General features: G+C 65.8%; 21 protein-coding genes. 14 read left to right on the top strand and 7 right to left on the bottom strand.

Annotated elements, in window-relative coordinates:
- The 3 genes from HEP69_RS23290 to HEP69_RS23280 all read right to left on the bottom strand — a co-directional run.
- Window positions 1-1,259: tetratricopeptide repeat protein (locus HEP69_RS23290; protein WP_290560914.1), on the bottom strand; the 1,259-nt coding region annotated here is incomplete at its 3' end.
- Window positions 1,256-2,830 (bottom strand): SEL1-like repeat protein, encoded by a 1,575-nt coding sequence (locus HEP69_RS23285; protein ID WP_290560913.1) that lies wholly within the window; start codon window positions 2,828-2,830, stop codon window positions 1,256-1,258. The genes HEP69_RS23285 and HEP69_RS23290, both read right to left, overlap by 4 nt.
- Before the next feature lie 116 nt (window positions 2,831-2,946).
- A complete protein-coding gene (locus HEP69_RS23280) occupies window positions 2,947-3,699 on the bottom strand; it encodes an A24 family peptidase (RefSeq protein ID WP_290560912.1) in 753 nt (250 codons plus the stop codon).
- A gap of 162 nt (window positions 3,700-3,861) precedes the next feature.
- On the opposite strand from HEP69_RS23280, the gene gspG reads away from it, so the two are divergent.
- The 7 genes from gspG to gspM are packed head-to-tail and all read left to right on the top strand — an operon-like array spanning window position 3,862 to window position 8,396.
- Complete coding sequence (gene gspG / locus HEP69_RS23275) at window positions 3,862-4,308, top strand: type II secretion system major pseudopilin GspG (protein ID WP_290560911.1); 447 nt, start codon at window positions 3,862-3,864, stop codon at window positions 4,306-4,308.
- On the top strand, window positions 4,293-4,790 hold the full coding sequence (locus tag HEP69_RS23270; RefSeq protein ID WP_290560910.1) for a prepilin-type N-terminal cleavage/methylation domain-containing protein: 498 nt from the start codon (window positions 4,293-4,295) through the stop codon (window positions 4,788-4,790). The genes gspG and HEP69_RS23270 overlap by 16 nt, the downstream gene beginning before the upstream one ends.
- Entirely contained in the window at window positions 4,775-5,122 is a 348-nt protein-coding gene (locus HEP69_RS23265) for a prepilin-type N-terminal cleavage/methylation domain-containing protein (protein ID WP_290560909.1), read from the top strand. Before HEP69_RS23270 ends, HEP69_RS23265 begins: the two co-directional genes overlap by 16 nt.
- Complete coding sequence (locus tag HEP69_RS23260) at window positions 5,119-5,808, top strand: type II secretion system protein GspJ (protein ID WP_290560908.1); 690 nt, start codon at window positions 5,119-5,121, stop codon at window positions 5,806-5,808. Before HEP69_RS23265 ends, HEP69_RS23260 begins: the two co-directional genes overlap by 4 nt.
- Window positions 5,805-6,716: a type II secretion system minor pseudopilin GspK gene (gene gspK / locus HEP69_RS23255; RefSeq protein WP_290560907.1), complete on the top strand. Its 912-nt coding sequence runs from the start codon at window positions 5,805-5,807 to the stop codon at window positions 6,714-6,716. Before HEP69_RS23260 ends, gspK begins: the two co-directional genes overlap by 4 nt.
- A 13-nt stretch (window positions 6,717-6,729) precedes the next feature.
- On the top strand, window positions 6,730-7,902 hold the full coding sequence (gspL, locus tag HEP69_RS23250; protein WP_290560906.1) for a type II secretion system protein GspL: 1,173 nt from the start codon (window positions 6,730-6,732) through the stop codon (window positions 7,900-7,902).
- Window positions 7,899-8,396, top strand: coding sequence for a type II secretion system protein GspM (gspM, locus tag HEP69_RS23245; protein ID WP_290560905.1), 498 nt, complete (start codon window positions 7,899-7,901; stop codon window positions 8,394-8,396). The genes gspL and gspM overlap by 4 nt, the downstream gene beginning before the upstream one ends.
- A 68-nt stretch (window positions 8,397-8,464) precedes the next feature.
- On the opposite strand, the gene HEP69_RS23240 is transcribed toward gspM, so the two are convergent.
- A complete protein-coding gene (locus HEP69_RS23240) occupies window positions 8,465-8,983 on the bottom strand; it encodes a hypothetical protein (protein ID WP_290560904.1) in 519 nt (172 codons plus the stop codon).
- Between the two features lie 95 nt (window positions 8,984-9,078).
- Here HEP69_RS23240 and HEP69_RS23235 point away from each other — a divergent pair, with 95 nt between their 5' ends.
- The 7 genes from HEP69_RS23235 to HEP69_RS23205 all read left to right on the top strand — a co-directional run bounded on the left by HEP69_RS23235 (window position 9,079) and on the right by HEP69_RS23205 (window position 16,663).
- The gene (locus HEP69_RS23235) at window positions 9,079-9,552 is read left to right on the top strand and encodes a type II secretion system protein N (protein ID WP_290560903.1); all 474 of its coding nucleotides are present in this window, start codon (window positions 9,079-9,081) and stop codon (window positions 9,550-9,552) included.
- Window positions 9,553-9,737: 185 nt separating this feature from the next.
- Entirely contained in the window at window positions 9,738-11,672 is a 1,935-nt protein-coding gene (locus HEP69_RS23230) for a secretin N-terminal domain-containing protein (protein WP_290560902.1), read from the top strand.
- The gene (locus HEP69_RS23225; RefSeq protein WP_290560901.1) at window positions 11,608-13,113 is read left to right on the top strand and encodes a GspE/PulE family protein; all 1,506 of its coding nucleotides are present in this window, start codon (window positions 11,608-11,610) and stop codon (window positions 13,111-13,113) included. Before HEP69_RS23230 ends, HEP69_RS23225 begins: the two co-directional genes overlap by 65 nt.
- Entirely contained in the window at window positions 13,110-14,336 is a 1,227-nt protein-coding gene (locus HEP69_RS23220; protein ID WP_290560900.1) for a type II secretion system F family protein, read from the top strand. The genes HEP69_RS23225 and HEP69_RS23220 overlap by 4 nt, the downstream gene beginning before the upstream one ends.
- Before the next feature lie 423 nt (window positions 14,337-14,759).
- Window positions 14,760-15,914, top strand: a complete 1,155-nt coding sequence (locus HEP69_RS23215) for a DUF2793 domain-containing protein (protein ID WP_290560899.1) — start codon at window positions 14,760-14,762, stop codon at window positions 15,912-15,914.
- Between the two features lie 12 nt (window positions 15,915-15,926).
- On the top strand, window positions 15,927-16,232 hold the full coding sequence (locus HEP69_RS23210; RefSeq protein ID WP_290560898.1) for a hypothetical protein: 306 nt from the start codon (window positions 15,927-15,929) through the stop codon (window positions 16,230-16,232).
- Entirely contained in the window at window positions 16,229-16,663 is a 435-nt protein-coding gene (locus HEP69_RS23205) for a hypothetical protein (protein WP_290560897.1), read from the top strand. Before HEP69_RS23210 ends, HEP69_RS23205 begins: the two co-directional genes overlap by 4 nt.
- Before the next feature lie 22 nt (window positions 16,664-16,685).
- On the opposite strand, the gene HEP69_RS23200 is transcribed toward HEP69_RS23205, so the two are convergent.
- The 3 genes from HEP69_RS23200 to HEP69_RS23190 all read right to left on the bottom strand — a co-directional run bounded on the left by HEP69_RS23200 (window position 16,686) and on the right by HEP69_RS23190 (window position 19,667).
- Window positions 16,686-17,852, bottom strand: coding sequence for a nucleotide sugar dehydrogenase (locus HEP69_RS23200; RefSeq protein WP_290560896.1), 1,167 nt, complete (start codon window positions 17,850-17,852; stop codon window positions 16,686-16,688).
- Window positions 17,853-17,903: 51 nt separating this feature from the next.
- Window positions 17,904-18,905: a glycosyltransferase gene (locus HEP69_RS23195; RefSeq protein ID WP_290560895.1), complete on the bottom strand. Its 1,002-nt coding sequence runs from the start codon at window positions 18,903-18,905 to the stop codon at window positions 17,904-17,906.
- 174 nt (window positions 18,906-19,079) lie between these two features.
- On the bottom strand, window positions 19,080-19,667 hold the full coding sequence (locus HEP69_RS23190; protein WP_290560894.1) for a methyltransferase domain-containing protein: 588 nt from the start codon (window positions 19,665-19,667) through the stop codon (window positions 19,080-19,082).
- Window positions 19,668-20,151: the final 484 nt, after the last annotated feature.

The raw sequence follows: 20,151 nt of genomic DNA, 5'->3' as shown, positions 1-20,151 counted from the left end.
AAGGGTAATTCCATGGGCTTTGCGGCCCCATGGGGGGGGGGTTTGGGGGTGGATGTCCGGGGATGCGCTGCGGCACGGGCCTGAGCGGTATTGATTTGCTTGGGTGTCATCCGGGCGCTCAGCGCGTGGCGCGCCGCGCCGGTATCCAGCCCGGTGGCCTGGGCCAGGGTCAGCCACATCTGTGCCAGCATGTAATCCTGCGGCAGGCCCAGCCCCAGCTGGTAAAGCAGCCCCAGATTGGCCATGGCCGCCCCGTGCCCGCGATCGGCGGCCTGGCGGAACCAGTCGGCGGCCTGCCTCATGACGACCGGATCGCCGGGGGCCTGCTGGCTCAGAACCCAGCCCAATAGAAAGGCCGCCACCGGATCCCCGGCGCGCGCACTGCTTTCAAGGGCCGCGAGGCTGTCGGGATCGGTTGTCGGGGGAACCAGGCGGGGGTCGAAGGTAAAGGCGCTGGCCGGGGCCGCGCCGCCCTGGCCCCCGGCCCGGTAAAGCGCTTCGGCGCGGGCCTCGTCATGGGGCACGCCAAAGCCGTTTGCATACATCACGCCCAGATTGGTCATTGCCGTGCGCAGACCCTGATCGGTCGCGGCCTGAAACAGCGCGACCGCGCGGGCGTAATCCTGCCCGATCCCGGTGCCGCGCACATACATCAGCCCCAGATTGTTCTGGGCCCGGGCATCGCCGGCCGCCGCGGCCCGTTCGTAAAGGGCCAGCGCCCGGGCAAAATCCTGGGCCACGCCGGTGCCGTTCTGATAGAGTACGCCAAGACTGGTCATCGCCCCGACATGGCCCTGATCGGCGGCGGCGGCATAGGTCGGGGCCGCGGCGGCCGGATCCTGACTGCCATCGGCGCCGTTTTCCAGCGCCATGGCCAGATTGAACAGATGTTCGGGATCGCCCTGTTCGGCCGCCGCCCGCAGCCAGCGCAGCGCCTCTGTCTGATCGATGGCGCGGCCCAGGCCGGAATGGTAATACTGGCCCAGCCGGTTTTGCGCTTCCGCCAGCCCCTGCCGGGCGGCGCGCTCGTACCAGTCGGCGGCCCGGGCGTAGTTCTGCAGCACCCCGTCGCCATGGTGATAGCGCTCGGCCAGGGCGTATTGCGCCGCCGCCTCGCCGCTCTCGGCCCGGGCGGTCAAGGCGGCCGGATCGGCGGTCTGGCCGGTTGTGGGGGCCGTGGTCTGGGCGCGGGCCGGAAGGGGGGCAAGAGCCGCTCCGGCCAGAATCAGCGCGATCGCCAGAGGCCGGGCGGCTCTCATCGGGTCACCTGCGGGTCGGCGGCCTCTTCGAAGAAGCGGCGTGTGGCGTCCTGGCCATCGGCGATTTGTCCGGGGGTCATCAGTTGCACGATCACCTCGCGGTGCTCATGGGCCTCGACCGACGCCTGGGCCGCGGCGATGTTGAGCCAGGTATAGGCGGCGACATAATCCAGATCGACGCCGTTCCCGGTGGCATAAAGCTGTCCCAGAGTGGCCTGGGTCGGCACATCCCCGGCCCGCGCCGCCGCGGTCAGCAGCGGCAGGGCGGCGGCGGTATCGCCCTGATCCAGCAGATGCCGGCCCAGGTGAGCCTGTGCCGACCGCATCCCGCCCTCGGCATGGGCGCGCAGCCAGTCCAGCGCGGGGGCATGGCCGGCCTCGGCCGCGGCCAGAACCCAAGGCACCGCGCGCTGTGGCGCCACGATCCCGTCCAAGGTGTTCGCCGCCGCCAGTCGACCCAATATGCGCGGCGCGACGGCATCTCCGGCCGCGGCCGCCTGACGATAGAGCAACACGGCCCTGGACAGATCCTGTTCCACGCCCTGACCGTTTTGATAAAGCTCCGCCAGCGCCGTCATCGCGCGGGGCAGTTCGTGACGCTCGACCGCGTGGCGATACCAGCGGGCGGCCTGCACCGGATCGGGCGCGATGCCTTCACCGTTGAGATAGGCATAGCCCAGATTGGCCGCCGCCCCGGGATCGCCCGCCTGGGCCGCCGGGATCAGCCAGCGCAGCGCCTCTTCACCGTTCTGTTCGACCCCGTCGCCCAGCAGATAGCGGGTGCCCAGAATACGCTGGGCGAGGACATAGCCTGCCTCGGCGGCGCGTCGGTACCAGCGCAGCGCCTCGGCAGTGTCTTGCGGTACGCCCGCCCCGTTATCCAGCGCATTGGCCAGAAAGAACTGTGCCTCGACATGGCCGTTTGTGGCGGCCGCTTGCAGCCAGCGCAGCGCCTTGGCGGTATCGAGCGGCGTGCCTTCGCCCCGCGAATAGGCGCGGCTCAGCTCGTATTGCGCGGGCACATGTTGCTGTTCGGCGGCGGCCAGCAGCCAGTTGAACGCGGTCTCGAGGTTCTGCGCGACCCCGGTGCCCGCGCGGTAGAGCAGCCCGAGGTAATATTGCGCCTCGGCATCGCCCCGGCTGGCAGAGCGCGTCAGCAGCGTCGCGGCGCGGACCGGGTCACGTTCGATGCCGATGGGGTCGCCGGTCAGTAGCATCCGGGCCAGCATCGTGGCGGCATGGAGATGGTCCTGATCGACCGCGCGCTGGAGCCAGTCCATCGCGGCGGCGCTGTCGCGCGGCCCGCCGATCCCTTCGAGCAGCGCTTGGCCATAGCGGAACTGCGCCAGCGGCGTGCCGGTTTCAGTGGCCAGCCGTTCCAGCCCTTCGCGCACGGTGACCAAATCGCCCGCGGCATGGGCCTGTTCGATGGCGGCCATGCTGGGCAGGCCGGGCGCCTCGGGCTCGGTGGTCTGGGCCTGGCCGCTCCCGGCGCTCAGCGTCAGGCCGAGAGCCGCGCTCAGAACCAGTGGGTGCATCGGGCCGCGCTTGGAAAATCGGGAATGTGTCATAGGAACTTTGTTGAAATGTCAGGACAGGGAGTGTGGCAAAAAGAAAGATCGGGACCGCGTCGCCGGATGGACCGGATTGTGATGCGCCGCACCGTAGCGCGGGCGTTTGTCGGAAATCAATTGACGATCTGTGCCATCAGCCACATCACCGCTCCGGCGGCACTCAGCGCGGCGCCGAAGGGCAACGGATGATCGGCGCGCAGCGGCTGGCGGGTGGCCGCGATCCGCGCCATCGCTGTGCCGAGCGCGACCCCGGAAGCCAGCAGCACCAGCAGCGGCAGATCCCATGGGCCCACCAGCGCGCCCAGCCCCGCCATCAGCTTGACATCGCCCATCCCCAGCCCTTCGCGCCCGCGCCAGGCGGCATAGCCCGCCCGGATCGCCCAGAACGCGCCGCTGCCGATCGCCGCCGCCCAAAGCGCGGGGATCAGGCGGGCCTCGGTCGCGGCCAGCGTAAGGGCGCAGAGCGCCAGCGCCCCGGTCAGCGGGTCGGGCAGGCGGAACCACAAAAGATCGGTGACCGCCAGCACCAGCAAGAGCCAGAGCGTGACCACCCCCAGCGCCATATCCAGCGCGGATCCCCCCAGCGCCACCATGATCACCGCAGCCCCGATGGCGGTGATCTCGACATAGAGATGCCAGGGCGGGATTTGCGTTGTGCAGTGTCGGCACCGGCCCCGGTGCAGGGCAAAGGACAGCACCGGCACCAGATCGCGGGGCCCCAGCCCGGTGCCGCAGGCCCGGCAGGCCGATCCGGGCCAGACGATGCTCTGGCCGCGCGGCAGCCGGTCGATCAGCACCGTCAGGAACGAGCCGATCGCGGGGCTGAGAAGAACGATCAGCAGGGCGCTGAATGAGAGGTCCGGCACGGGGCGGGCTCCGGGAGAGGGGCGGGTGCGCGATGCTGGCCTGCACGCGGGGCGGATGCAACCGGCCCGCGCGCCGACCGGAAGGTCGCCACAGAGGCTGTCTGAGAGATTGTCAGGCCCCGGCCCGCCTCCTATGCTGTGCCCAGCAGAGGATGAGGCGCCATGAGCGAAGACCGAACCAAACCCCCGCGGGATGCGGGGTTTTCCCTTTTGGAACTGATGGTTGTGGTGGTGATCCTGTCCATTCTGGCGCTGGTGATCGTGCCCCGAGTGATCGACCGGCCGGATCAGGCGCGGGCGGCGCGGGCGCAGTCGGATATCGCGGCGATTTCCAGCGCGGTCAATCTCTACCGGCTGGACAATTTCCGCTATCCCACGACCGAACAGGGGCTGGCGGCGCTGGTCTCGCCGCCCAGCAGCGAACCTCTGGCGGCGAACTGGGCCACGGGCGGCTATATGGACCGGCTGCCGCAGGATCCCTGGGGCCAGGCCTATCAGTACCTTTCCCCCGGTGTGCATGGCGATTTCGACGTGTTCACCTATGGCGCCGACGGGACCGCGGGCGGCACCGGCGCGGATGCGGATATCGGGTCGTGGAGCACGCAGTAACCCCAGCCGCCCCGAAACGGCCCGCCCGGGATGCCGGGGTGACCTTGATCGAGCTGTTGATCGTTGTGGCGGTGCTGTCGGTGATGGTGGCCGGTCTGGGGCTTTCCACGGGGCGCGGCGCGGCACCGGGGCAAACCGATCAGGCGCGGTTTGAGGACCGGTTCGAGGCGCTGCGCAGCCTGGCGGTGCATGGCGGGGTGCCGCGCGGGCTGGTGATCGAGCTTGGGGGCCTGCGCCAGGCGGAATACGGGGCCGACGGCTGGCAGGTATCGGATCACCTGATGCGCTGGCGGGGCCGTGTGGCGCATCGTGTCCTGACCGGTGGCGGCGGGGCCACGGGACCGACACTGGTGTTTCTGCCCAACGGTCAGACCAGCGCCTTTCGCATCAGTTTTGCCGGGGCAGGGGCGTTTGCCGGGGCAAGCCCCGTGACGCGCTGTACCAGCGATGGGTGGACGGGGCTGCAATGCAGCGCGGGCTGACCCTGCTGGAGCTGGTGGTGGCCATCGCCATCCTGGCGATCGGGTCGATGGCGGCGCTGCGGGCGGCGGATCAGTCGCGGCTGGGTCTGGGCGAGGCGCCGCAGCGCCTGTTGGCGCAGGTGGCCGCCAAGAACCGCGCCGAAGAGCTGCGATTGCTGGGGGTCGGGGCCGCGCTGCCCGATCAGGTGGTCATCGGCCCCTATCGCTTTGGTCTCGACACCCGCACCCAGGCCACGGCGGGCGGGCTGATCCGCGCCGAGATCGTGGCCCGCTCGGATCAGGGTCCTGGCGCGCTGATGGTGGTCTATCTGCCGCCCGGTATGGGGCCGTGACGGGCCCGGAGCCGCCCCGGGACAACGGCCTGACCCTGATCGAGCTGGCCGTGGCGATGCTGATCTTTGCGCTGGTGGCGGTGATGGGATTGCAGGCGTTGACGGGGATGTTGCGGATGCGCGACCGGCTGGCCGGGATCGACGAGAACACCGCCGAACTGAGCCTGGCGCTGAGCCTTCTGCGCAGCGATCTGTCGGCGATGGTGCCGCTGGTCTTTCACGCGCCCCAGGGCGGGGTGCAATCGGCCCTGACGCTGGAGGCAGGCGGGCGCGAGGTGGCGTTTTCGGTGGGCGGGCAGCCTGATCTGGCGCCGGTTTCCGGATTGGGCCTGCACCGGGTCGAATGGCGCTGGAACCCCGAAGACCAGACCCTGTCGCGGCGGATCTGGCCGGTTCTGGCCCCGGCCTCGGCTGCGGCCGCGATGCCCGAGATGGTGGTGCTGGGCGATGTCACCGGTCTGGCGCTGCGCAGTTACTGGCCCGAGGTCGGCTGGCAGCAGGGTGCGCAGCAGATCGCCCCGTCCGCCGCGGTGGCAAGCGACAGCTCTCCCCTGGGAGCGGTCGATCGGGACACGGTGCTGCGCGCGGTCGTCAACAGCTATACCGATCAGTTGCCGCAAGCGGTCGAGATCACGGTGCGCACCGCGCGATACGGCCCCATTTCCCTTGTGGAGAGCCTCAGATGAGCCGCCGGAACCGAGGATTCGTCTTGGTCAACGCGCTGGTTCTGGTGGCGGCGCTGTCGGCGGTGTCGCTGTTTCTGCTCGCGCGCGCCGAGGGTGCGCGCACGCGGCTGGCCGAAGGTCAGGGCGCGGTGCAGACGCGGCTCTATCTGGATGCGTTCGAGGCTTTGGCGCTGAGCATGCTGACCGCGGATCGCGGGCCGGTGGACCATCTGGGCGAGGGCTGGGCCACGACCCGCTATACCGTGCCGCTGGATCGCGGCGAGGTGTCGGGGCAGTTGGTCGATCTGCAGGGGCGGTTCAATGTCAACTGGCTGAGCAATATCGAGGATCTTGAGGCGCATGCGGCGTTTGACCGGCTGCTTGCCGATCTGGGTCTGCCTTCGGCGCGGGCGCGGGCGATCATCGATTTCGTCACCCCCGGCGGGCGTGGCGATATCGCGGCCTTTGCCCGCAACGTGCCTGCGATCAATCCGGTGGGCGGACCGATCCTGATGCTGGAGCAGCTGGCCGATGTGCCGGGGCTGACGGGCGCCGAGCTGGCGCGGCTGCGCCCCTATCTGGCGGCCTTGCCGGGGGATGCGACGCTGAACGTCAACACGGCCCCGGCGCGGGTCTTGTACAGCCTGTTGCCGGGTGCGAGCCTCACCGCGGTGGACCGGCTGATCCAGAACCGCGCCACCGATCCGTTCGCCTCGTCCGAGGCGCTGGCGACGAAACTGGCGTCGATAATGTCCGCAGACGCGTTCAAGGAGCTGGACGAGACCCGTTTTGGCATCGGATCGGACTGGTTTCACGCAGAGATTGCAGCTGAGCTTGAGGGGCGTATCCTGCGCAGGCAAACCGTGTTTGAACGCCCGCCGCCGCCTGCGAGGGTCCGGGTGGCATATCGGCTTGGGGCGCGGCCATGAACAGGGGATAGATGTGAAGACTGTGCGACCAGACCCGCCTCCGGACGGATCGGACCCGCCCGTCCCTGAGCTGAAGGGCGTGAGGCTGGTGCCGGGCGCGCAAGTGCCGCTTTTGACGCTGGAGCTGCCGGACGGTCTGCGCGGGCAGGCCCGCGAGCAGGTCGCCCTGCGCCAGTTGCGCGATCAGGTCGGCCTTGCCGGGGACCGTATCGAGATCCGCCCCTATGCCACACCGGGCGAGGGCGAGGCCTGGCAACGGGTGATGGTGGTCGACAAAGGCTCTATCACGGGGTGGCGGGCCGAGGCCGGGCCGGGCTGTGTCGCGGTTCTGCCGGATTATCTGGCGCTGCCTGCCGCTCCCGATCTGTGGGTGCTTGCACAACAGCAGGGCACCATCCGGGTGCGCATGGGGGTCGGGGACGGGTTCAGCGCCGAGCCCGATCTGGTGCCCGCCCTGCTGGCGGCAAAGCTGGAGGAGGACGCCGCAGCCGCCCCCAGGGCGGTTCTGTGCCCCGATCCGCTGCCGCCCGGGATTGCCGCGTTTTTTGAGGCGCGTGGCCTGCCCCTGGTCACCGGCACGCAGGCGCTGGCCGGGCTGGACGTGGCGCCGCCGCGCGTGCTGGCCCATGGCGAGCTGGCCGCCGATCTGCGATCCGACCCGCGCGCCGCGCGGGCCCGGCTGCGGCAACAGGTTTTGCTCTGGCGCTGGCCGCTGGTGCTGGGTCTGGTGGCTGCGGGTCTTTGGGCCGCGACCCAGATCATCGAGACCGGACGGCTTGAGGCCGCGAGCGAGGCGCAGCGCGCCGAAGCGACCCGCCTGGCGCGCACAGGGTTTATTCCCACCGGTCCGATCCTGGATCTGCGCCAGCAGGTCAGCCGGGCGCTGGCCGACCAGCGCGCGGTGGCAGCGCAGTGGCAGGGCCGGGTGGCGCCGCTGGCGCTGATCCGGCAGGCGGCGGATGTGATCGCCGCCGAAGGGGCCGTCCCCGAGGTGCTGAGCTATGACCGGGCCTTGGGTCTGAGTGTCACGGTGCGGGTCGCCGATTTTGCCGCCGTGGACCGGCTGGAAGGGGCGTTGCGGGTGGATGGGCTGGCGGTCCGGGTGACGCAATCCCAGGCCAGCGGCGGCAGCGCGGGGGTGCGCGCCGAACTGCGCATCGGACCGCAGGGGGAGGACCGGCCATGACCGACCGGCTGATCGAGATGCTGTTGCACCTGTCGTCGCGCGAACGCCGCCTGCTGGGCATTCTGGTCTTCGCGGCCTTCCCGCTGGCGCTGTGGTTTGCCGTGTTGGAGCCTTTGAGAGAGGCCCGGACCGTCGCCGCGCAGGACCTGGAGGAGGCCCGTGCCCTGACCCTGTGGTTGTCGGACCGGGCCGCAGATCACGCGGCCCTGACCCGCGCCGGGGACAGCGGGCCGCGCGCGCCGATCGGGTCCAGCGGCCTTGAACAGAGCCTGATTTCCGCCGGGTTGCGTGATCAGGTCAGCGCGCTGACCAACCGCGCGCAAGGGGGGATCGAGCTCAGGTTCGACGATGTGCCCTTTGTCGCTCTGGCCGATTGGCTGAGCCGATCCGATCCGGGCTGGGGGTACGACATCGCCAGCCTGCGGATCGAACGCACCGACGAGCCGGGCCGCGTGGCCGCCGATCTGGTGCTGGCGCCGCAGGAGGCGGGGTAGGGGTGTTTGCCCCATTCAGGATCTGAGTGACCTCTGCTCAGTACGCATCCCGGCCGGCTCGGGGGTTACTAAAGCGCCCGCAGCTGGAGCTTGAGGTTGGACAGGCGCCCGGCCAGAGCCCCCAGCGGATCGAGATCGGGATCGTTGCGCAGCACCTCGGCCAGCGCCTCCTGGGCGATCTCGAAATGCAGCCGGGCAGCGGTGGCATTGCCGGCATTCACCGCGATCAGCCCGGTCTCATGTTCTGCCACGCCCAGCACTGCCAGCGCCGCGCTGCGCATGGTGCTGCCTTGGGTCTGTGCCACGAAGCGCGCCTGTTGCGCGGCATCGCCGTAGTCGCCATTGCGCAGCAGACTGTGAGCATATTCCAGCCGCAGCCGCGGCTCCAGCGGGCCGGCATTCTCCAAAAGCCCTGTATAGAGCCTGTTGGCGCGTTGATATTTTCCAGCCTCCAGCGCGCCGCGCGCGGCGTCATAATCATTGCGAAAGCTCTGACTGGGCGCCTGCGGGCCGCTCATTTCACTGCAACTGGCCACCACAAAGATGGCCAAGCCCAAAAGCCCCGACTGTGCAAAGCGGACTGTCATTCAGAAACCTGCTCGATTTTAAGACTGTCGTCTTTTTTCTTTTCTTTTAGCATGTCAGGGTTTTCACGTCCACTAAAGCTGATCGAAGCGATGCTATGCGTGTGATTGCCCTTGCAGTTTCTTTGGCTCTTTTGGGGGCAGCGGCTCTGGCCGGGCAATCGCTTTGGCAGGTTTTGCACAGCCCGCCCTCGGCGGTGGGAGCGGTGCAGATCGCCGCGCGGCAGGGCATGGCGCCGGGACCGGTTCCGCCGCTACCGCCGCGCCGCTGGCCTGCGCTTTTCGGGGAGGCCGAGGTGGCTGAACCACAGCCGCCAACGCCGCCGCAGCCCCCGCAACCGCCCGCGTCGGCGGCCCCGCCCGTGCCGCCGATGGAGGGGTTGGGGTATGTTTTGCAGGGGGTGGTGCGGGCAGGCGCCAGCGAATGGGCGATCATTGGGCACCCGACCGGCCAGCGGATTGTCAAGGTCGGCGAGGAATTGGCCGATGGCATCACCGTGATCGCGATGGATGAGGCGGGTCTGTTGCTGGAGCGCGGCGGGACCGAGGCCCGGCTGACCTTTCCCGAGTGATCCGCCGCCACACCGTGCTGAGGCGTGGATGGCACAGTCTGGCCCTGGCGCATCAAGATGGATGCTATTTCCAGACAAATGGTTTAGCATTGCCGTAAAATAAAGGGCAGTCAGACCCGATGTGGTGTCCGGGGCACAGAAATCCGGTTGCGCAGATGGGCTGAGATCTGACGAGAGAGCAGGCAATGCAAGTAATGCAACGGGTGCGCGCCATGGCGGTGGCGCTGATGCTGGCCCTGGGGGGCGGGATGCTGGCTGCCGGGCCGGTGATGGCGCAGGTCGAGCTGAACCTGCGCGATGCCGATATTCGCAGTTTCGCCGAGATTGTGTCCGAAGCCACCGGGCGCAGCTATGTGCTGGATCCCAATGTGCGCGGTACGGTCACCGTGCTCGCCCCCCAACCGATGAGCGCGGAGGCGCTTTATGAGGTCTTTCTCAATGTCCTGGAACTCAATCGGCTGACGATTGTCGAAGGCGTTGATGCGGACCGGATTGTGCCGATGAACACCGCGCGCGAGCTGTCGCCGGGTTCGGCGGATGGCGGGTTCGAGACCCGGGTGATCTCTGTCGAACACGTGCCCCTGGCCGAGATCGTCGAGGTGGTACGCCCTCTCTTGCCTGCCGAAGCGGTGCTGACGCCGGTGCCGGGGGCCAAGCTTCTGATCCTGTCGGACCGGGGCGCCAGTTACCGCCGGATCGAGGCGTTGATCCGGCGTCTGGACACGCCCCGCGACGACCCGATCGAGATCATCCGGCTGCGCAATGCCAATGCGTCGGATGTGTTGCAGGTCATCCAGTCGATGGAGATCGTGCCCGCTGGGTCCAATGTGTCGGTCGACCGGCGCTCGAACGCGCTGTTGGTGTCGGGGTCGTCCCGGCTGCGCGAACAGGTGCGCGTGCTGGCGGGCCGTCTGGACGGGCAACAGAACAACACGGTGTCCCAGGTGCTGACGCTGAACTATGCCGATGCGGCAGCACTGGCCGATGTGGTGCTGCGCAGCTTTGGCAATGATGACAGTCCCACCGGCGGCACCATCCGCATCGTGCCCGAGCCGCAGACGAATGCGCTTTTGATCACTGCGCCCGCCGACCGGATGAGCGCGATCATCTCCATGGCGCGCCATCTGGATCAGCGCCCGCAACAGGTGTTGGTCGAGGCGGTGATCTTCGAGATGTCGGTGCAGGGCTTTGCCGATCTGTCCGCTCAGTTCGGCGCTGTGGTCGATAATGCCGTGGTGGGCGGGGTGCAGTTCGCGCTGGAGGGCCGCGCGAGCCTCAGCAGTCTGGTGGCCACCGCCGCCGATGGCGGCACGGTCGATCCCGGGTCCGGTGGCGTCCTGGGGGGCCGCAACGGCGGCGAGGACGGGTTCGTGGGTCTTCTGACCGCGATTGCCACCCAGACCAGTACCCGGCTTTTGTCGACCCCGTCTCTGTTGACGCTGAACAATCAGGAAGCCGAGATCGTGGTGGCCCAGAACGTGCCGTTTGTCACCGGCAGCTTTACCACGGTGGGCGAGACCAATAATCCCGAAAACCCGTTTCAGACCATCGAACGCCAGGATGTCGGCCTGACCCTGACGGTGACCCCGCAGATCAATGCCGACAACACGGTGCGCCTGGAGATCGCGCAGGAAGTGTCGAACCTGACCAATGCCACCGCCGATGCCGGTGGCGAGATCACCGCGCGCCGGGCGCTGTCGACCACGGTTCTGGTGCAGGGCGGCAATGTGGTGATGCTGGGCGGTCTGGTCGAGGACGGGTCCGGCTCGGTCACGCAGGAGGTGCCCGGTCTGGCGGCGCTGCCGCTGGTGGGCGGGCTCTTCCGGGGCAAGAACGCCAGCCGCGATCAGCGTGTGCTGTTGGTGATGCTGCGCCCGCAGATCATCAATTCCGAAACCGAGGCGCGACGGCTGACCCGTCAGGCGGCCCGCGATGCGCGGCAGGCGAGCCTTGCCCTGCAACCCACCAGTCGTCAAAACTATCCCCCAACGCCGGATATGTCCCTGCCTTTCGATGGCGCCAATCTGGACCAACCTTTTGATGCGGGCTTTATTGATGACGTCGCCAAAAGCCGAAATTTCCCCCCGCTCCCCAGCCGGATCCAGTTCACCGGAAACTGACGCACGCCTGCCCTTTGCCTTTGCCCGCGACCATCAGGTGGCGCTGGATGGCGACCGTCTGATCATCGGCGCCGGGGCCACCACGATGGGGTTGCGCGAGGCGCGCCGCCGGGCCGGGCGGGCGGTCGAGCCGGTGTTTGAAAGCCAGGTGGCGTTCGAGGCCACATTGACGCGGCTTTATCAGAGCGGCACCGGCGCCGAGGATGACGACACGCTGCTTTTTGATCTGGAAGACAATGCCGTGCCGACCCGACAGCGCGATTTGCTGGAAGACACCGAAGACGCGCCGGTGATCCAACTGGTCAATACGCTGCTGCGCCGCGCGGTTCTGGCCGGGGCGTCGGATCTGCATATTGAGCCTTACGAGGGCGGTCTGCGCGCGCGGATGCGGCTTGACGGGTTTTTGCAACCGCTGATGGACCGCTCGGACGTGCCGGTGCGGCGGATTGCGTCGCGGCTCAAGGTGATGGCGGGTCTGGACATCGCCGAGACCCGGCTGCCACAGGACGGGCGCATCCCCCTGCGTCTGGGAGGGCGGCTGATCGACACGCGGGTCAGCACATTGCCGGGCAATTACGGCGAACGCATCGTGCTGCGGATCCTGGACCGGTCGACGGGGCTGGTGCCGCTGGACGAACTGGGGCTGAACCCCTCGCAGGTGCGGCTTCTGGAGCGGCTCTCGGCGATGCCCAACGGGATCATCCTGGCCACCGGGCCCACCGGGTCGGGCAAGACCACCACGCTGTATTCGCTTTTGAAACTGGCCGACCGGCACGAGCGCAACATCGTCACGGTCGAGGATCCGATCGAATACGATCTGCCGGGGATCAGCCAGTCCCAGATCAATGCCGATATCGGCATGACCTTTGCCGCGGGCCTGCGCGCCACGCTGCGCCAGGACCCCGATGTGATCCTGGTGGGCGAGATCCGCGATGCCGAGACCGCCAGCGTCGCGGCCCAGGCGGCGCTGACCGGGCATCTGGTGTTTTCCTCGCTGCATGCCAACGGATCGGTGGGCGCGGTGGTGCGGCTGCGCGATCTGGGGCTGGACGATTTCCTGATCGCATCGACCCTGCGCGGGGTGATCGCACAGCGATTGTTGCGCAGGCTTTGCACCGAATGCAGCCGCCCGCATGCGCCCCAGCCGTCGGAGGCGGCCTATTTCACCAAGCACAATCTGGCGGCCCCGGCATGGATTCACGAAGCGGTGGGATGCGCGCGGTGCAATCAGACGGGATATGCCGGGCGGATCGGGATTTTCGAGATGGTCGAGGTGGACGAGGCGCTGCGCGCGGCCATCGATCAGGGCGAGACCGAGACCCGGTTGCGCCATATGGCGCTGGATGCCCAGTACACGCTGATCGGGCAGGGGCTGGCCGAGGTGGCGGCGGGCCGCTCGAGCCTGGCCGAAACCCTGCGCGTGGTCGGGGACGTGGCGTGAAGGCCTATAGCTATACCGCCTATACCGGGGGCGGGAAGCGCCGTTCGGGCACGATCGTGGCCGAGACCGAAGCCCATGCCGCCGATCTGCTCAAAGGGCGCGGGCTGTTCGTGTCGGATCTGAGCACGCGGGCCGGGAGCGGCTGGCGCTGGCAGGACCTGGGCGCAGGCTTTGGCCGCCGGACCCGGTTGAACGCCGATCTGCAGGCGGTGTTCACACGCCAGATGGCGGTGCTGCTGGCCGCCGATCTGACGGCGGAGGCCGCGCTGGAGGCGGTGCAGGTCTCGGGCGAGGGATCGACGCTGGATGCGGTGGCCGCGCGCGCCAAGGCGGCGCTGATGGAGGGCCAGCCCCTGTCGGATGCGTTGCAGGCCAGCGGCGCGGGGTTCGCGCCTTATTATATCGCGGCCATTCGCGCGGGCGAGACCGCGGGCGATCTGAAAACCGTCTTTGGCGCGCTGGCCGAGCATCTGGAAACCGCCGGGATCGACCGTGCGCAGATTTCCACGGCGCTGGTCTATCCGGCCTTCGTGGCGGCGGTGTCGCTCTTGGTCTGTGCCATTTTGATGGTCAATGTCGCCCCCGAGATCGTGGCCATGTTCGAGATGTCGGACCGCCCCCTGCCGCAGCTGACCCGGGTGGTGCTGGCGATCAGCGACTGGATCCAGACCTATATCCTGGGGCTGGGCGTGGCCGCCCTGGCGCTGATCGCGGGATGGGGGGTGGTGGGCCGCATCCGGCCTCTGCGCAATATCCGTGACCGGGTATTTTTGCGCCTGCCGGTGGTGGGGCGGCTGATCCGGCAGGGGGCGGCGGTGCAATATCTGCGCACGCTGGCTTTGGTACTGACCAGCCGTCACGCGGTGCTGAGTGCGGCGGACAATGCCGCCGGTGTGCTTGAGGTCGACCGGTTCCAGACCGAGGCCGCTGCCGTCTCGGAGGCGATCCGGTCGGGCGAGACGCTGAGCCAGGCGCTGGAGCGGCTGTCGTTCATCCCGCCGGTGGCGCGGCAACTGGTCAATGCGGGCGAGGTATCGTCGCGGCTGGCGCGGATGACCGAACGGAGTGCGGTTCTGGTGGAAAACGGGCTGAGCACCGAGCGCAAGCGCATCGCGGCCTTGCTGGAGCCGATGCTGATGATGCTGGTGGGGGGCTTTGTTCTGCTGATCGTGCTCGCTGTACTCTTGCCGATCTTCGATTTGCAGGCGGTGGTGGCGGGTTAGGATACGCGCTCGTAAAGGGCGCTATGTGCGAGGGGGTGTCCAAGAGATCTGCAAGATTGGCCGACAGGGAACGGCCGTTCGTTCAGTGCCCCTGCGCGGAGCAAAGGCCGCCGGCCGCCGCGCAATCGCCGACCCGCCTCCACGGGGCGGCGATTTATCTACGCAAGCGCCTCCTTTTGATCTCGCTTTGCGATCCCTGCCATAAAGCGCGCTGAAGGAATGTTGCATCGCCACCCCTCGGGCCGGCGATTGCGCGGCTGTCACCCGGCAGACAAAAGGCCCCTCTTGGCCATTCCACTCCCTTGATTCAGATTTTCCGGACGACGCCTTAACAAAACCCTACCGCAGAGATGGCCCCGTTCAGGGTTTCGAGAGACGGGAAAGCCTAGGGTGCGGTCATCTTTTGATCCTTCAGGAGCCGATATGACCGAGCTGTCTCCGCGCCTCGGGCTGCCCTATATTCAGCCCTCCCAAGCCCAGAAACATGTCACCCATAACGAAGCCGTTCGGGTGCTCGATACCTTGGTGCAGATGCGCATTCTGGCGTTTGGTGTGACCACGCCGCCGGGAGGGGCGGTGCCGGGGGCCTGTTATGCCATTGGGGTCGGTGCGGTGCTGGACTGGGCCGGGCAGGACGGGATGCTGGCCATAGCCGATGACACCGGATGGCAGTTCCTGGCACCCTCGGAGGGTTGGATCGCCTGGGACGAAACCGACCGGCAGATCAGGGTCTATTCAGGGGGAATATGGATCGCACAGGCCGGGGGGGGTGCTGTGGCCGAAGAGGTGCCCCGCATAGGTGTGTCGACCGCGCCGGATGCGGTGAACAGGCTGGCGATCGCGTCCGATGCAAGCCTGTTCACCCATGCGGGGGCCGGGCACCAGATGAAGCTGAACAAGGCGACGGCGGGGGATACGGCGTCGCTGCTCTTTCAGTCGGACTGGACCGGCCATGCCGAGATGGGGTTGGCCGGCGATACGGCGTTTTCCATCAAGGTCAGTGCCGATGGCGGCACCTGGGTCGAGGCGATGCGCGCCGATCCTGTGGCGCAAAATGTGACCTGGGCGCCCGATGGCACCCCCCGAATGGCGCTGGATGGTGCGGCGCTGCAACTGGACGTGCCGCTGACCGGCACGGCGGTGCAGGCGCAGGCCACCGACACCACCGCCGGTCGGCTGATGCTGGCGCAGCACGGGTACGGGCCGGGCAATCTGCTGGGGACGGTGTCCCAAAGTGGCGGCGTGCCCACCGGTGCAGTGATCGAGCGCGGCAGCAACGCCAACGGCGATTATGTGCGGTTCGCGGATGGGACACAGATCTGCACGCATGTTCCGGTGAGCTCCCTGACCGCAAATGTTGCGTCCGGAAGCCTCTTCAGGAGCGATGAATATGCATGGTCCTACCCGGCCAGTTTTGTCAGCAGCGACGTGGCGCTGTCGGTCTCTGTACGGACATCATCGCCGATTTGGGGGAACTCCCGGACGACAGGTGCGACCACGGCGCGCGTGCGCCTGTTCTCATCGGTTTCAGCGGGCGCTGTCACGTTCGATCTTTTGGCCGTTGGCCGTTGGCTCTGAGGAGATTGGGATATGCGGATTTCGTTTTCGCCAATGCGTTGTGATGAGCGATTTGACCTGATCAAGAGCGGAGACGTTCTGACGGTCAACGGGGAGGCCTTTGACTTTGGGCCCCTGCCGGAGGGTGCCACATTGCCGCGCGAGGCGGTGACCTGCGATTGGCTGGTCTCTGACGTGGAACGGATCGACGGTGTGATCCATCTGACACTGCTCCTGCCACACGGGCCGGATGCCGCGTCCGAGGCCCGGTTTCCAGTGTCGATCCTGGCGGCGGATGGACCCATCCCGCACCCCGCGCCCTTGGAGGAGATTTTATGAGCAATATCGATTTCAGCGCCGTCCTGACAGCGCAGGACAAAGCCGCAGCACATCTGGACCTGACCAAGATGACGGCGCGCAGCTATCTCAAGCAGGTTCTCAAGGCCAGTGTCGCCGACCGGGCCGACGATGTGCCGGTGGCCGAGCAGGCGAGCTGGCCCGCCAAGGCCCTGGCAGCCCAGGCTGTGTCTGCTGGCACCGCCAGTGAGGAGCAGATCGCAATGCTGACGATTGAGGCAGAGGTGACCGGTGAGAGCCTGGCCGATCTGGCGGCCAGTATTCTGGCCAAATCGGCGATATCTGCCGGGCACGTGGCCCGCCTGACAGGCTTGCGCCGCAGGGCGCAACGCCGGATCGACGCCGCAACGGATCCAACCGAGGTCGAGGCCGCGCTGGACGCGATTTCATCGGCTCTGGCGGGCAAGCGGTAAGGGGGGGCCGACCCTGGCCGGGTCAGTCCGATCCAAAAAGATCGCGGGTAAAGATCTTTTCGGAGACATCGTCCAGTTCCGGGGTCGCGCGGTTGGCGACGATGACGTCTGACTGTGCCTTGAAGCGCGCCAGATCGGCTTCGACCCGCGAGCCGAAGAAGCGCGCGTCCTCCAGCACCGGCTCATAGACGATGACCTCGATCCCCTTGGCCTTGATCCGCTTCATGATGCCCTGGACCGAGCTTTGCCGGTAATTGTCGGATCCGGCCTTCATCACCAGACGGTAGATGCCGACGCAAGTGGGTGCGCGGGCCAGGATCTGCTCGGCGATGAAATCCTTGCGGGTGCGGTTGGCATCGACAATGGCCCGGATCAGGCTCTGCGGTACATCCGAGTAATTGGCCAGAAGCTGCTTGGTGTCCTTGGGCAGGCAATAGCCGCCATAGCCGAAGGAGGGGTTGTTGTAATGCGCGCCGATGCGCGGGTCCAATCCGACCCCGTCGATGATCTGGCGCGATTCCAGCCCATGTGTGAGCGCATAGCTGTCCAATTCGTTGAAAAACGCCACGCGCATGGCCAGGAAGGTATTGGCGAAAAGCTTGATCGCCTCGGCCTCGGGCGGGTCGGTCAAAAGCACCGGCACATCGCCATTGATGGCGCAATTCCGCAGCATGTCGGCAAACAGGCGCGCGCGGTCCGATTGTTCGCCCACCACGATCCGCGAGGGATGCAGATTGTCATAAAGCGCGCGGCCCTCGCGCAGGAATTCCGGGCTGAAGATCACCTGATCGGTGTTCATCCGCTGCGAGACATCGTTGACGAACCCCACCGGGATGGTCGATTTGATCACGATGGTGGCGCGGGGGTTGCGCGCGATCACATCGGCGATCACCGTCTCGACCGAACTGGTGTCAAAGTTGTTGGTGACCGGATCGTAATTCGTGGGCGTGGCCACGATCACGTAATCGGCCTGCGTATAGGCCGTGTCGCGGTCCAGCGTCGCGGTCAGGCTCAGCGGCTTTTCGGCCAGATATTGCTCGATCTCGGTATCGATGATCGGGCTTTGGCGCGCGTTGATCATCGCGACCCGGTCGGCCGAGATATCGATGGCGGTCACATCGTGTTTCTGGGCCAGCAGAACCGCGTTCGAGAGGCCCACATAACCCAGTCCGGCAACAGTGATTTTCATGATGTTGACCCTTTTTAAGTCTTGTCAGACAAATGGTTGTGTATTGCTGAGTCAGTTTGCCAAGGCTTTGAAGCGCTGGTTCAAGAAATCCGCCATGCTGCGGGATCTTGAGAATCCGTGATGTGGCAATGGCTTGCTTGCGATGTCTATGGGGCGGTACCCGTGCGACTCCAATGTAGAGTCTACAATATGTGACAGCCATTTGCGTTCCCGGTGGACGGATTGGGTGGCCAGTTGGGCAACCGCCTGACGGTCGAAATCTGATCGTATGACATAACTCACGGCGTCTGCGATGGTTTGCGGATCGGGTAGGGTATAGATCGAATTGGCAGGTACCAAAAACCGATCACGGCCGCCAACATTTGCAGTGGTCACAACCGGCAGGCCGCAGAGCAGATATTCGATTGTTGCCCTGTTCTGGCCTTCGCGTTCCGACAGGATCAGTCCGACACCCGAGGCATTCAAGAACTCTGCAACCTGCTCTGCAACCAGATCGCCAATGGTGATATTCGGACAATAAAGGGTGCGGAACAGGGCTGCTTTGGCTTCGGCATCTACCGACGAGAACCCCCTGGAAATCAGGCAAACAGTGTCAATCTTGCAGGCGAGATCAATGCGCTTTCCAGCATGGTTTTGGGCGATATACACGGCGTCATACCTGCGCGAGACCGGATTGTGCTGGAAGATGTCAGTGCTGGCCAGAGCGTGTTCACCACAGACGTAGACTGCGATCGAGGGATCCAGTGTTTCTTTGATAGAGATATCATCGGGATCGTTCACCAGCAGCACATAAGTGTGTTGAGGAAAATTGACCGCAGCGGAGTTCAGACGATCCACAACCTGTGCTCTGAAGGCCGCCCCGGTGAGGGTCCACATTGGGTTAACGAAGAAGAAGTGTTTGACCTTCGTATCCAAGAACGCATCATGCCGAAGCAGGCCTGGACCTGTGGACCCTGTGTTCAGTCCCAGAAGATAGACCAGCGGGTCGTGAGAGACGAGAATCCCCGGTACCGTTTCGGCGGGGTTTATACCCTCGATGAGCCAAGCATTCATTGCAATAATTCCCAATTCTCGAAGCAATCTCTCTGGTCGGGGACTGCCGTGTCTGCGAGTGTATGGCTCTCACTGCCATAAGCGTCCAACCTCGCCTTCGATATGTCATTGAAACGGCTGTGGCACCAGTTTGACACTGAAGATTGAGGCACAAAAGCCAACGGCCCACAGTCCCTAGAAACGGCAGTCTTCAGGCGTCAGCCAGAATACCGAGTCGCCATTCCAACCAACCCGCTTGTCTGTAGGAAAACGCGCCTCGTCGAGGCGCTCGGCACCAAATTCCGCATTCAAATCCGGATCCTGCAGCCGGAACAATGCACCGATTGTACGCTCAAGGTCGATGGGCGAAAAGCGCCTGATGTGATCGAATTGACCAAACCTCTGTGTGGCCTCTTCATCCGACATCGGCCCCCAATGCTCGCTGTAGAAACTCCCGTAAACCGGAACGCTGAACGCATGTATCCCGCCGGGCCGCAGCATTTTGTGCAACCGCAGCAAAAGTGCGCTGTAATTATATGGAATGTGTTCGATGACATGCGCATGCATGATCAGGTCGAACGTTCCGAACCGCTCGTAGCTGTCGGGGTCGGTGAGATCCACGAAGTTGATATCAGGAATATGGGTGTAACGCTCCAGATCGAAATCCGCCGTCACATAGTCGTCGATTTGCGGTTTCAACCATTGATAGAGACCCCGTTCGGGGGCGAAATGCAGCACCCGCATATCGCGCCGGATCTTGTGGCGTTCCAGATAGAATTGCATCAGACGCGTCCGCTCGTATGAGCCGCAGCGGGCACAAAGACCAAATTCGCGTGTGCCGATTCTCTTGAACTCGGTCGATTGGCAAATGTTACAAATCAAGCGGGCGCTCCTTTTCGGCGCATGAGGGGGTATTCATTGGCCGCGCCTCAAAGTTGCCTTATCCGCCTGACGGTTTGCAAGGCGCGCGCGGGTTTTTTGCCAATTGCGTCATGTCAGCACCGTCTTCTCCCGCAGGGCCATCATATCGGGGGCCGCAAAGGCCTCTTTCACAAGCGGCGCATAATCGGGATAGCGCTTGGTCACCACATCCAGACCCGCCTGCACCAGCTTGGGGTCTGCTCCGGTAGGGGGCAGGATAGTACGTTAAGCGAACTGAGCCTTGGTACAACGAGCGGCGAAATCACCCAAAGATCCCACAATACCAAATGCTGCAAGTTGAACGAATAGCAGCGTTTCAACTGCAGACCTTGGATCGAAACAATTT

Source organism: Aestuariivita sp., assembly GCF_021404545.1.
GTDB lineage: Bacteria > Pseudomonadota > Alphaproteobacteria > Rhodobacterales > Rhodobacteraceae > Aestuariivita.
The sequence above is the reverse complement of the archived record's forward strand: the minus strand, read 5'-3'. Positions and strand labels throughout refer to the sequence as shown.